Origin of the sequence: Phytoactinopolyspora limicola, assembly GCF_011320225.1 — a bacterium.
Lineage (GTDB): Bacteria > Actinomycetota > Actinomycetes > Jiangellales > Jiangellaceae > Phytoactinopolyspora > Phytoactinopolyspora limicola.
Window position 1 is genome coordinate 319,844 of sequence record NZ_JAAOEN010000005.1, and the last position, 12,481, is coordinate 332,324.

General features: G+C 66.7%; 9 protein-coding genes. 6 read left to right on the forward strand and 3 right to left on the reverse strand.

Features of this window, described 5'->3' with window-relative positions; genetic code table 11:
* Positions 1-74: 74 nt before the first annotated feature.
* Complete coding sequence (locus G8760_RS15620) at positions 75-1,895, reverse strand: ABC transporter family substrate-binding protein (RefSeq protein ID WP_207782394.1); 1,821 nt, start codon at positions 1,893-1,895, stop codon at positions 75-77.
* Between the two features lie 403 nt (positions 1,896-2,298).
* On the opposite strand from G8760_RS15620, the gene G8760_RS15625 reads away from it, so the two are divergent.
* Positions 2,299-5,211 (forward strand): M14 family zinc carboxypeptidase, encoded by a 2,913-nt coding sequence (locus G8760_RS15625; protein WP_166352715.1) that lies wholly within the window; start codon positions 2,299-2,301, stop codon positions 5,209-5,211.
* Between the two features lie 79 nt (positions 5,212-5,290).
* On the opposite strand, the gene G8760_RS15630 is transcribed toward G8760_RS15625, so the two are convergent.
* Complete coding sequence (locus G8760_RS15630; protein ID WP_166352717.1) at positions 5,291-6,664, reverse strand: MFS transporter; 1,374 nt, start codon at positions 6,662-6,664, stop codon at positions 5,291-5,293.
* Positions 6,665-6,831: 167 nt separating this feature from the next.
* Between G8760_RS15630 and G8760_RS15635 the strand changes: the two genes are divergently transcribed.
* The 4 genes from G8760_RS15635 to G8760_RS15650 all read left to right on the forward strand — a co-directional run bounded on the left by G8760_RS15635 (position 6,832) and on the right by G8760_RS15650 (position 10,416).
* Positions 6,832-7,842 carry a sigma-70 family RNA polymerase sigma factor gene (locus G8760_RS15635; protein WP_166352719.1) on the forward strand — a complete coding sequence of 337 codons (1,011 nt, stop codon included), beginning with the start codon at positions 6,832-6,834 and terminating at the stop codon, positions 7,840-7,842.
* Between the two features lie 13 nt (positions 7,843-7,855).
* Positions 7,856-8,458, forward strand: a complete 603-nt coding sequence (locus G8760_RS15640; RefSeq protein ID WP_166352721.1) for a TIGR03086 family metal-binding protein — start codon at positions 7,856-7,858, stop codon at positions 8,456-8,458.
* Between the two features lie 418 nt (positions 8,459-8,876).
* Complete coding sequence (gene dinB, locus G8760_RS15645) at positions 8,877-10,070, forward strand: DNA polymerase IV (protein ID WP_166352723.1); 1,194 nt, start codon at positions 8,877-8,879, stop codon at positions 10,068-10,070.
* 136 nt (positions 10,071-10,206) lie between these two features.
* The gene (locus G8760_RS15650) at positions 10,207-10,416 is read left to right on the forward strand and encodes a hypothetical protein (protein ID WP_166352725.1); all 210 of its coding nucleotides are present in this window, start codon (positions 10,207-10,209) and stop codon (positions 10,414-10,416) included.
* 15 nt (positions 10,417-10,431) lie between these two features.
* Here the strand turns inward: G8760_RS15650 and G8760_RS15655 are convergent, their stop codons facing one another.
* Complete coding sequence (locus tag G8760_RS15655) at positions 10,432-11,376, reverse strand: TIGR03621 family F420-dependent LLM class oxidoreductase (protein WP_166352727.1); 945 nt, start codon at positions 11,374-11,376, stop codon at positions 10,432-10,434.
* A gap of 91 nt (positions 11,377-11,467) precedes the next feature.
* Here G8760_RS15655 and G8760_RS15660 point away from each other — a divergent pair, with 91 nt between their 5' ends.
* A complete protein-coding gene (locus G8760_RS15660) occupies positions 11,468-12,442 on the forward strand; it encodes a quinone oxidoreductase family protein (RefSeq protein ID WP_166352729.1) in 975 nt (324 codons plus the stop codon).
* The last annotated feature ends 39 nt before the right edge of the window (positions 12,443-12,481 follow it).

The following is a 12,481-nucleotide window of genomic DNA, read 5'->3' on the forward strand; positions in this document are numbered from 1 at the left end:
TTGGAGATGCCCGGGCGGGTGGCCCCGCGCAGAGTGAGGGTCACCCGCCCGGACGTTTGTGGAGGGGTAGTGGCCTACTGGACGGCCGTTCCCCACTCGTGGTTGTTGTAGACGCCGCGCAGGCTGGTCGCGGTGTTGTCGCGGACGTTGACGTAGTCGTCGGTGATGAAGGTGAACACGGGGACGTCCCACAGGGGCAGTACGTAAGCCTCGTCGAGCACGATCCGCATGATCTCGTTGGCGATGTCGGCTGCTTCGTCGATGTCGAGCCGGGTCAGCTCCTCCTGCGCGAGCCGGTCGACGTCGTCGTTGGTGAAGCCGCCGAAGTTGCTGGGGCTTCCCGTGGTGTAGTACTGGCTGGTCAGGCCGACGAAGGCCGGGTCACCGCTCCAGCCGAACTGGGCGATGTGGTAGTCCCCCTCGAACAACATCGTGCCGAGGTCGTCGGTGGGTTCGATGTTCGTCTCGACCCCGATTTGGGCGAGGTCCGCCTGGATCAGCTCCATCGACGTCGACCGCACCAGGTCGGAGGTGGCTCGCAACCGGAACGGACCGATCTGGTCGCCGTCGAGGGTGAGGGTCTGGCCGTCGAACTCGTAGCCTGCCTCGGCGAGGATCGCCAGCGCGGCGTCGGTGTCTCCGCTCCCCATGCCGGTCTCCGTCACCAAGTCGACGTGGTTCGGGTGATCCTCGGCGAAGAGGTGGTTGGTGCGGCGGGTGTATTCCGGGTACATCTCGCCGTAGATGCGGGCGGCGATGTTGTCGGCGTCGATCGCGGTGAAGATCGCCCGGCGGAGAGCGACATCCTGGAGTTCGGGGACGTCCAGGTTGAAGTCGATGTGCTCCCAGGCGGGGCCGGGCTGGATGTGGTAGTGGACGTTCGGCATCTGATCGAGGCTGCGCAGGATGTCCTCGATGAGCTGGATCGGCGAGCCACCGTGGATCTCGTTGTTCGACAACGCAGGCACCCAAGCGCCCTGATCCGGGATGATCCGCATGATGTAGGTGTCCAGGGTGGGCTGGGTCTCGCCGTACCAGTTCTCGTTCGGCTCTTTGATCACCCGCTCTTCGAGATTGCCTTCGACGATGCGGTACGGCCCGCCCGAGAACGTGGGCATGGTCTCTTGCAGCCACTCGAAGTAGTCACCGAGCTGCGCCGGATCGTCGACGTCGAAGCCGTTCTCGGCCGCGACGTGGGCCGGCATAACACCACCGCCGACGTCGTCGACGCCGAACATGGTGAACCATTCGAGATTGACCTCACCCGGTTTGAGGGTCAGGGTGACCGTTTTGCCGTCATCGGAGCCTTCGACGCTCTCGATCTGGTCGAAGTTGGTGGTGGCCCGCGAACGGCAGCCCTCGCAGTGCCCTGCCTCGGCGCTGGTGCCGAGTTTCCAGCTGACGCTGAAGTCGTCGGCCGTGATCGGGGTGCCGTCGTCCCAGACGGCTTCGTCGCGGATGACGTATTGCCAGCTATACGGGTCCTCGGACAGGAGTTGTGGCTCCTCGGCCAACAGGTCCATATTGAACTCGAACGTCTCGCGATCCGGTCCGAACATGCCGATGTGCGGGTAGATGCCGTGGAGCACCTGGAGGCCATACACGGTCCCACCTTCGGGCGAGTAGGTGTTCCAGGTGCGCACGCCGGAGACCACCAGCCAGGTGATCGATCCGCCGTCGGCACGTTCCCCGCTGTTGCAGTTGTAGGGGTCTTCGGGGCAGGTCTCGAAACCGGGCTGGGCTTCGACGCCGTTGCCAGGTGGGTCGGCCGGGTCGGTGGTGCCGGGGCCGTCGGCGCCCTCGGTGTCGTCATCGGATCCGGCACACGCGGCCAGAGCCATGACGGGCACCAGGACCATGGCGGCGGTCCGCGCCAGCTTCGTTCGGGCTTGCATCTGGTCCTCCTCGTCGCCTGCCGGCGGGCGACGTTGACCGCCGCCGGCGTGTTCGGACCGATCGAACGCTACGGGCCCGGGACCAGGGACATCGTCGGGATGAACTCCCCATTTCGGAGTGCTAGTCACCCTATGTTCGGGGCCGGCGTCCCCAGGTCGGGTCGGTGTTATGGCCCCAGAACGGGGCGCTGGTTCCGGAACCCGGCGGGGTTGGCTAGGGCCGCGGCGCCGCCGGGCATCACCGGTTCCACTGCGACCTATGGGGGAGTTTGGGAGGCTTGTCAGTATTTGTGCTGGCCAGTACAGTGTGGGAGGCCCCGCGGGGGAGGCCTGACATGTTATGTCGACCGGGTCCAGCCGCGGGCGATCCTCGGGGCCAGGCCCATGTCATCAGGAGGGGAGCATGGCTCGCCTGTCCCTGTCTCGCCGGACCGCCGGCGTCCTCACAGCAGTACTCCTACCCGCTACGTTGCTCATGGCCACCCTCGCCGTTCCAGGATCGGCCACCGAGCCGAGCACGGAACCGGCGCCCGAATTCACCCCACCCGACGAGTTAGAACACCCCGAGATCGTGTCCATCATGGTCGGCGACCGAGCCGAACTCGACGAGCTGGTCGAGACCGGCGTCGACCTCGGCGAAACCGTTGATCACCTCGGCGGCGGCCTACGGGTCGAGGCCATCATCACCCCATCGGAGCAGCGCTGGCTCACCACGCTCGGCTTCGATGTCGGAGAACCGCTGCTCACCGAGGACGACTTCGTCGCCCTTCAGGAACAACGCGACGCCGCGATCGAGGACATCGAGGCAGCAGAGGCGCAAGCCCTGCAGCAAGGCGACGACCTCCGAGTCCAGCGCGCCGTGTGGTTCGAGAACCACGGTGAGACGTTCATCGAGGTAGAGGTGTGGTCGGCCGCCGGTTCCGGTTCGGCCAGCGTCATCCTGACCGTCAGCCTCGACGCTGGACCCGGAACCGACATCGGTGACGGCGCCACGTTCAACCTGTCGCGCAACGTCGACGCCGGGCATTACATGTTCCACCGCATCAACGTGCCGCGGCCCGAAAGCACCGTGCCATCACGGATGCGGGTGACCAGCACCCTCGCCGGTGAGGTGATCGGTGAGGTCGAGGCCGACTTCACCGAGTTCCTCGACGGTGAATATCCGGGTGGTCCGGGCGCGCCCAAGGACTGGGGCAACCTCGCCACCGGGTTCATCGATCACTACGTGGACGCCACCGAAGCGACCGAGAAGATCGAGTCGTTGGCGGCCGAGTTCCCCGATCTGGCCGAGATCATCGAACTACCCCATGAGACCAACGGCTATCGGCGCAAAGCCCAGGCCGTGTTCCAGCCACCACCCCCCTCGTTCGTCATCGACGCGCCGTCGGCCGCCGCGGGTGAATACGCGGCTGCCGCCTCCGATTTCGGTGGCGTCACCTCGCTGGACGGGGTTGGTGGCGACGTGGTGCTGGTCAGCGATGGCAGCGGCAACCCAACCGAAGGGTGCGGGCCGTTGCAGGACTTCGAGCCCGGAGACATCGCCCTGATCGACCGCGGCACATGCCCGTTCGTCGATAAGGTCCGCAACGCTCAAGCGGCGGGTGCGGCCGCGGCCGTCGTCGCCAACAATGTGCCCGGCGCCCCGTTCGCGATGACGGGTAACGCTCCCGACATCACCATCCCGTCGGCGATGATCTCCATGGACGACGGCGCCACGATCAAGGACGGTCTGCCGGCCAGCGGCACACTGTTCCGTCCGAACATCAACCCGCATCGCGTCGTCGTCGACTCCCTGGCTTGGGGGCACGAGGGCGGCAACGACATCACGGTCGAAATGGCCGACCCGGGCGCCGCCGATCAGCCACTCACCGTTACGGTCGCCGGGAATGACATCCGAGTCAGTCTGGCCACCAACTCCGCCGGGAAGCTCACCAGCACGGCGGCCGACGTCGTGGCCGAACTGAACGCCGCTGCTGGTCACCTGGTCGAGGCGTACACCTTCCGTGGCAACGCCGGCGACGGCGTCGTGCACCCCTGTGTGCCCGATCGATGCTACGGCGACCCCGGCACCACCGAGCTCAGCGATTTCCTCTCCGCTCCGGACTACGTCTCCCGGGACCCGTTCACCCCGAAGGCGATCCGGATCGGCAAACATCGCGACGGCTCGAAGGTGGGTGTGTTCCTCTACTCGCAAGAACACGCCAGGGAATGGGTGACGCCGCTGGTCGCCTTGGAGACCACCGAGCGGCTGCTGCGGAACTACCAGTCCAATCCGACCATTCGGAGACTGGTCGACAACCTCGACATCTTCATCATCCCGTCGGTGAACCCAGACGGTGCGCATTACTCCATCCACGATTTCGCGCTCCAGCGGCGCAGCATGACCAACCACTGCCCAGCAGGCGGTCCGGTCGATCCGCTGGCCCGCAACTCGTGGGGCGTCGATCTCAACCGCAACTTCCGGGTCGGGACCATCGACCAAGGATTCAGCGGGGCGTCGTCGGTGTGCACGAGCGATGTCTTCGCCGGTCCGGAACCATTGTCCGAGCCAGAGGCGAAGAACGAGATCTGGCTGGTGGAAGAGAACCCGAATATCCGGTTCGCGATGAACACCCACACCCACGGCGGTTACTTCATGTGGTCGCCGGGCGCGTACCAGCTGCCCAGCCGGGACGGGTTGGAGCGGCCCAGCTATGGCATCGAGTCCTACTTCTACGAGGCATCCGACGTGATCCTCAACCGGGTCAAGGAACATCGCGGCACGTCCGTGTGGTCCAGCCGGGTTGGACCGATCAGCGACGTGTTGTACTCGGCGGCCGGAAACTCCGGTGACGACCACTTCTACGAGAGCGACATCTTCGCGTGGAGCTTCGAGGCCGGTTCGCCGCTGTGGAACGGTAGCCAATGGGTCAGCGTCGGCTTCACTCCGCCGTACGAGGAAGGCCATGAGCAAGCGATGGAGTTCTCGCACGGCTGGCTCGGCATTCTCGAGGTGGCCGACATGTACAGCCGAGATCGCATCCCACCGCGGTCGACGTTGGAGCCTGGTGCCGGCCGGTACAGCGGGTCGGTCGACCTCACGTTCGATCTGAGTGAGCCGGCGGATGTGTACTACACACTCGACGGCAGCCGTCCGACGTTCGACTCCCCGCGGATCGAGTTCTCCGGGCCTCGCCAGGAGCAGGAGCCGATCACCATCACCGAGACGACGACCATCAAGTGGTTCGCCGTCGACGTGGCCGGCAACACGCAGAACTACTACCGTCCGGACGGTCCTGGCCGGAACTACCGGCAAGCCAGGATCGTGATCGACTAACCCCACCCACCCCTCCCCCCGTCCCCCTCCGATGATCATTGGCTTTTGACTACCGGATCCGGTAGTCAAAAGCCAATGATCATCGGAGGGGGCGGGGGCGGAAGGTGATCGCGACCGTGAGGACGAGTAGAACGGCCGCGACACCCGTCATCACGAATCCGACGTGGTGCATTCCCCGGCTGGACAGATCCCGCTCCAGAATCACCCCCAAGACGCTGGTGGCCGAGATAGCACCGAGGTAACGGAACGTCTGGAACAGCCCGGCCACCGCCCCGGCCCGGTCCGGGGGAGCCGCCGCATAGAGCATCGTCTGCAGGCCGAGGTGGTTCACCCCGTTGGGGATACCCAAGAGGACAGCGATCCCGAGCAACACGAGTACCGGCGTGGTGTCACCCAACACTTGTACGGCCAGCGTGGCCAGGAACAGCAGGCCGACCCCGAGCACCAAGGTGCGGGCCGGCCCGTGCCGGCGGATGGCCCGGACGGTCAACGGGATCACAACAATGCTCAGCACCGTCATCGGCAGCACGAGTAGGCCGACGGCCTCCGGACCGAAACCCCGCACGTGTTCCAGCCACATCGGCAACCCGAAGAAGACACAGTAGAACACCAGGTTGATCCCGCCCTGCTGGACGAGCACCACCCCCAACGCCCGGTTGGTCACCAGGCCGCGGATGTCCATAAACGGTTCGTCGACCGCGAACTCCCGCCAGATCAGAAGGGCGAACGCCGCCGCGACCACTGGCAGCAACCACCAGTGCGGCTCCTCGGCCAGCGACAACACCAGAACGATGAGCGTGCTGAGCGCGATCGTCGTCAAGGCGATGCCCGGCAGGTCGAGTTCGCGTACGCCGAGCCGGGGCCCGGCGTTGGTGGCGACCCGCGGCAGGATTCGGGCCGCCAGAACGATGCCGACCAGGGTGATCGGCACGTTGACCAAGAACACCGCTTCCCAACCCGCCACCGCTACCAGGAGGCCGCCGAGCACCGGGCCGAGCGCGGCGCTGGCCGAGCTGGCCACACTGAGCGTGGCCAGCGCACTCGCCGGCGGAGTGCGGGCCGGGCCGGTAGCCGCCGCCCGGATCAGGATGTGGGCACACGGGAATGCCGCCGACGTCGCCACCGCCTGGGCCACCCGCGCGGCCAGCAGCCAGCCGAAGGTCGGCGCCAAGGGGGCCAGCGCGGAGGTTACGCCCATGAGCACCAGCCCGGCGATGAACAGCCGTCGGGCGCCCAGCCGGTCGGCCAACCGGCCCATGAGTGGTTGACCGACGGCGGCCGCGAGGTAGAAGCCCGACGCGGCCCAGGTGGAGGTGGCGATGCTGACCTCGAACTCGCGCTGCACGCTGACCAGCGCGATCGCGATCATGGACGAGTTGAGCGGGTTGAGGACCGTACCCAGCGTCAAAGTGAAGAGCAACCGGTTCGGAACTCCTCCTCGGTCGCGGGCCACGCGAGGCATTCTCCCAGGTGTCGTGGCGCGGCCGGGCCGCCGACGCAGGCGCCGCTGCCCCGAACCGATGAGTTTCAGCGCCGGCCGCGGTCTATACGAGTAAGAGTGGACGGTCCTCATCCGCGGCGGTGAGGTCTGTGCTAATAGGTGATGGGAGCAGTATGGTCATGACCGTGGTCGTCGAGAAACCTGTCGGTGAGGACTTCACCAGCCTGGCCGACCCGTACCGGCGTGAGTTGCTCGCGCACTGCTACCGGATGCTGGGATCGGTCCACGATGCCGAAGATCTCGTCCAAGAGACGTACTTGCGGGCGTGGCGTGCTTACGACCGCTTCGAGGGCCGCTCGTCGTTGCGGACCTGGCTGTACCGCATCGCCACCACCGCCTGCCTGACCGCCCTCGAAGGCCGCGGTCGCCGGCCGATGCCCACCGGCCTGGGCGGACCAAGCGAGCCGGACGGGGCTCTCGTCGAACGGGCCGAGGTGCCGTGGCTGGAGCCGGTGCCCGACGCGCTTGTTGGTGCCGACGACGCCGACCCGGCCGCGGTGGTCACCTCGCGGGAGAGCATCAAGCTGGCGTTCATCGCGGCGTTGCAGCACCTCCCGCCCCGGCAGCGAGCCGTACTGATCCTGCGCGACGTGCTCCGATTCCGTGCGGCCGAAGTCGCCGAGACACTCGACCTGTCGACGGCCGCGGTCAACAGCCTGCTCCAGCGGGCTCGCACTCAACTCAGTCAGGTGGCCCCCGACGCCGACGGGGCACCGTCCACGCCGGCCCTCACCGCCGAACAACACGACCAACTCGACCGCTACGTGGCCGCCTTCGAGACCTACGACATCAAGGCGCTGGTGGACCTCTTCACCGCGGAGGCGGTCTGGGAGATGCCACCGTTCCTGACCTGGTTCCACGGCGCGGAGAACATCGCCCGTGGCATCGCGGACAAGTGTCCGGCCAGTGGCCCCGGCGATCAACTCATGGTTCCGGCGGCCGCCAACGGGCAGCCCGCGTACGGGCTCTACATGCGCGGCAGCGACGGCGTGCACCGCGCCTTCCACGTGCAGGTGCTGACGTTCGAGGGGCTACGGCTACGCCACGTCGGGGCGTTCTTCGATACTCGGCTGTTCCCGCTCTTCGGGCTACCCATGGTGTACTCGGGGCCGGCCAAGCCAACTCGCTGACGGCGAGATCAGCGTGTTTGATCACGATGCCGTAGACGTGTTCGCGGACAGCCTCAGCCTGCTCGATCGCACTATGAGTTATACCCTCGGCAGTCTGGAGCTGGTCACCGACGAGTCTCTGGCTTGGCCGTCGCCCTGCGTCGAATGGGATCTGCGGGCGTTGTTGTCGCACATGCACGACTCCCTGGTCACCCTCGGCGAGGCCGCGGGATTAGGTTGGATCGGTCCCCGGCTGGCCGAACCGGCTGGCCAGAGCGCGGCGGTCTTGGTGGCTGGGGTGAAGCGCAACGCCTGTGAGCTGTTCGGTGCGTGGGCGAGCATGGGGCGACCGGCGACGGTGTCCGTCGGACAGCACCAAGTGTCCAGCCTGATGGTGGCGGGTGTCGGCGCGCTGGAGGTGGCGGTCCACGGGTGGGATGTGGGACGCGCGTGTGGGCGGCAGCGGGTCTTGCCGGTGTCGTTGGCTGAGGCCTTGCTGGACATGTGTCCACTGCTGGTGTCCGACGAGGATCGGCTGGGACGGTTCGCGGCTCCCGTGGTGGTGTCGGCCTCGGCCGACCCGACGTCTCGTCTGCTGGCGTTTCTCGGGCGGGACTCCGGTCCGCTGCCGAGTTAGAGCCTGCGCCCGCACCAACAAGCGCCCCACCCAGTGTGTGCACCTGATCTCCGCTTTGTCACCTGATCACCTTTGTGGCGACGATCAGATGCATTGTTGTGACGACCGCCAATGTCGGGGTGTGGTGGTATGCATCTGATCGCATCTCACGGTGTGGACGGTTGGCGATCAGGTGCACGACAACCGCTTTCAGGAGTGCGTCGTGCATCTGATCATCCGGTGGGACGACGTCGTTGATCAGCGACGTCGTCGTCGTTCATATGGCTTTCGGTGTTCGGCCGCGGCGGGTGGGGTCGCGGGCATGAACGTGCTGGCTCAGAATTGCGGATAGGGCGCCTGGAACGCGGTGTATCCGCAATTCTGAGCCAGCAGGCTGGCGCCTCAAGAATTGCCAGCACAGTGCCGTGAATGAGAACATGTGTACGTGACGCCCGTCAGTATTCTGCACGCTGACCTCGACGCCTTCTACGCGTCGGTCGAGCAGCGGGATCAGCCAGGCCTGAGGGGCCGGCCGGTCATCGTTGGCGGCGGTGTGGTGCTGGCTGCTAGCTACGAAGCCAAGGCCTACGGCGTGCGGACGGCAATGAACGGACGTCAGGCCCGGCGGCTGTGTCCGCAGGCGGTGGTCGTCCAGCCGCGGATGTCGGCCTACTCCGAAGCGAGCCGGGCCGTGTTCGAGGTGTTCCACGACACCACTCCCGTCGTCGAAGGTCTGTCAATCGATGAGGCATTCCTCGACGTCGGCGGGTTGTGGCGCATCGATGGGCCACCCGTGGAGATCGCCCGGCGGTTGCGCCACCAGGTGTGGGAGCGAGTCGGCCTGCCGATCACGGTGGGTCTGGCCCGCACCAAGTTCCTCGCCAAGGTCGCCAGCGCGGTCGCGAAGCCGGATGGCCTGCTGGTGGTCCCTCCCGACGGTGAGGCCGAGTTCCTGCACCCGCTGCCGGTGGAGCGTTTGTGGGGCGTAGGGCCGGTCACCTCGGGCACGCTGCGAGCCAAGGGTATTGTCACCGTCGGCGATATCGCCGTGCTGCGTCGCGGCACACTCGTCGCCATGCTTGGCCCGGCGGCCGGTCGCCACCTGCACGCCTTGGCACACGGGCTTGATCCACGGCCGGTCGAGGTGGGGCGGCGCCGGCGCTCCATCGGGTCGCAGTCGGCGCTGGGGCGGCGGCAGCGCTCGCTCGATGAGCTCGGCGGGATCCTGGCTGCGTTGGTCGACCGGGTTGCCCGCCGGTTGCGGGCCGGCCAGCGGGTCGGGCACACCGTCGTCCTGCGGCTGCGCTTCGGTGACTTCACCCGCGCCACCCGATCACACACCCTCGCCGAGGCCACCGCCGACACCCAGGTGATCCTCGCCGCCGCTCGTGGGCTTCTGCGCCAGGTCACCCCACTGATCGAACAGCGCGGATTGACCTTGATCGGCATCTCGCTGAGCAATCTCGACGACACCCGCGCGGTCCAGCTCGCGCTCCCTTTGTGCCAGCGTGACACCGATGGGCTCGACGCCGCCGTGGACCACGTCCGCGACCGCTACGGTGCCGCGTCCCTCGGCCGGGCGTCGACGCTTGGCCGCCAGGTGGGCCATCCGGTGCCCCTATTATCAGATTGACCTGCGCGAACACGTCATATTCGATTGACATCCACTGGTTGACCAGACAAGCTACGGGAGGCGGCGATGAGATTCGTGCCACATCGTGGTCTATCCAGTCAGACATCGGACCAACCAGTGGCACGTAGGGGCATTCATGTACACGGAATTGTCGTCGGCGAACTCCCCGGCAGGACCTTCCACTCCCATCTGGCCGCGCGGCACCATCCGTCGAGTCGACGGCGGCTGGCTGGCTCACGTCGACGACTACGATCCCATCCACGGCCACGTCCGGACCGACCACGTCGACGCGTCCTGGGACGGCGCCTGGCAGTGGCTCGACGGCATGCGCCGCGTCATGGCCTGACCCGTGTCGGGTAGGTCAGGCAAGTTCCTGGATCACCTGGCCGAAATCCTTCATGTAGGGCTCGTGGACGGTGATGTAAGAGAAACCGAACCGTTCCCGGTTCTCGCGTAGCTGATCAGCCATCTGTTTCGGGGTGCCGATCAGCACGAAGGGCGTTTCCAGCACCTCGTCCACGCTGAGGTACGGCGCACGTTCGGCCACCAGCGTCTCGGCGTCCCTCCGGCGGTCGGTGGTGACAACAACCGCCTGCACCAGGACGTTGAACTCGATCGACTCGGCGCGTGGTCCGGCGAGGTCGCGGACGAACGCCACCCGCTCCTCCGCTTTGGCCGCGGTGGTCAGCTGGAAGGTACCGGGTGGTTCACCTTTGACCTGATACATCCCTCCGATGCCGGCGATGTCCGCGTGCTCGGCGGCGAGAGTGAGGACCCGATCTCCGGTTCCGCCGATCAGGAGGGGCGGCCCCGACCCGCCAGATCCGTGCCGCTGGATAGGTTCCAGTTTGGGCCGGTCGAAGATCCGCCGCACCCGCTCGGCGGACTCGGGTGTCGGCACGCCGTCGGAGAACAACCGGTACAGCTCGTGGATGGTCTCGCCGAGCCGGTCGACCCGTTCGGCGAATGGTCGCCAGGGCACGTCGGCAGCGTCGAACTCCCATTTCATGTGGCCGGCGCCAAGGCCCAGCTCGAACCGGCCGCCACTGAGATGGTCCAAGGTCACCGCCTCGCGGGCCAGCATGGCGGGGTTCCAGAACTCGTTGTTGATCGTCAGCGTGCCGATCCGGAGCCGTTCGGATGCCTCGGCGGCGATGGCCAACGGCGTGAACGGTGAGCCACTGGTGAGGTGGTCGATGCTCAGGACGACGTGATAGCCGAGCGTGTCGGCCGAGCGACACATCTCGGCCAGGTCTTTGCTGGTTCGCAGCCCGGAGACGTTGAACCCGAATCTGAACTCTCGCATGACGCCACGTTGCCGGATCGGCGCCGAAGGCGGAAGGGTGATCACTACCGGTGAAAGACGCGCGGCGTAGCATGTGCGTCGAGGTGATGGAATGCGCGCGGTTCAGGTACAGCAGGCGGGTGGGCCCGAGGTCCTCGAAGTCGTCGACGTCGAACCACCGGAGCCCGGACCGGGTGAGGTGCTGGTCGACGTCGGCACCGCCGGTGTCAACTACATAGACACATATCAGCGCAGCGGCATCTACCCGATGTCCACACCTTTCGTGCTGGGCATCGAGGGTGCGGGTACGGTGCGGGCGCTCGGCGCCGAGGTGCGTGACGTCGCGGTCGGCGACCGCGTCGCCTGGAAGGACGCCATTGGTTCGTATGCCGAGCAAGCGGTCGTGCCGGTCGGCCAGTTGGTGCCGGTTCCCGACGACGTACCGGACGAACTGGCCGCCGCGCTGCTGTTGCAGGGTATGACGGCGCATTACCTGTGCACGTCGTTGTACCCCGTCCGTGAGGGCGACTGGGTGGTGGTTCACGCCGGGGCCGGTGGTGTCGGCCTGCTGCTCACCCAGATGGTCAAGATGCGTGGTGGCCGGGTGTTGGCCACGGTGTCCACGCCGGAGAAGGCTGAGCTGGCCCGCGGTGCGGGCGCCGACGAGATCACGTCGTATGAGACGTTCGTCGACCGTGCCCGCGAGTTGACCGGCGGCGCCGGGGTGGCCTGTGTCTACGACGGTGTCGGGCAGGCAACGTTCGAGCAAGGGCTTCAGGCCCTGCGGATTCGCGGGACGATGGCGCTGTTCGGAGCGGCCAGCGGGCCGGTACCGCCGGTCGACCCGCAGCGTCTCAACGCCAACGGGTCGCTGTTCCTGACCCGGCCCACGCTGGCGCATTACGCGAGGGACCACACCGAGCTGCTGGAGCGGGCCCGCGACCTGCTCGGCTGGGTGGTCGATGGCCGGCTCGACGTCCGGGTGGGCGGCCAGTACCCGTTGACCGAGGCGCGGCGCGCCCACGAAGACCTCCAAGCTCGCCGGACGACCGGCAAGCTGGTCCTACTCCCCACAACCTCCCCATGATCATTGGCTTTTGACTACCGAATTCGGTAGTCAAAAGCC

What these genes read in the sequence shown, in the direction of transcription:
- G8760_RS15620 (WP_207782394.1), bottom strand. Translation starts at nt 1,895, where the DNA reads ATGCAAGCCCGAACGAAGCTGGCGCGGACCGCCGCCATGGTCCTGGTG.
- G8760_RS15625 (WP_166352715.1), top strand. Translation starts at nt 2,299, where the DNA reads ATGGCTCGCCTGTCCCTGTCTCGCCGGACCGCCGGCGTCCTCACAGCA.
- G8760_RS15635 (WP_166352719.1), top strand. Translation starts at nt 6,832, where the DNA reads ATGACCGTGGTCGTCGAGAAACCTGTCGGTGAGGACTTCACCAGCCTG.
- G8760_RS15650 (WP_166352725.1), top strand. Translation starts at nt 10,207, where the DNA reads ATGTACACGGAATTGTCGTCGGCGAACTCCCCGGCAGGACCTTCCACT.
- G8760_RS15655 (WP_166352727.1), bottom strand. Translation starts at nt 11,376, where the DNA reads ATGCGAGAGTTCAGATTCGGGTTCAACGTCTCCGGGCTGCGAACCAGC.
- G8760_RS15660 (WP_166352729.1), top strand. Translation starts at nt 11,468, where the DNA reads ATGCGCGCGGTTCAGGTACAGCAGGCGGGTGGGCCCGAGGTCCTCGAA.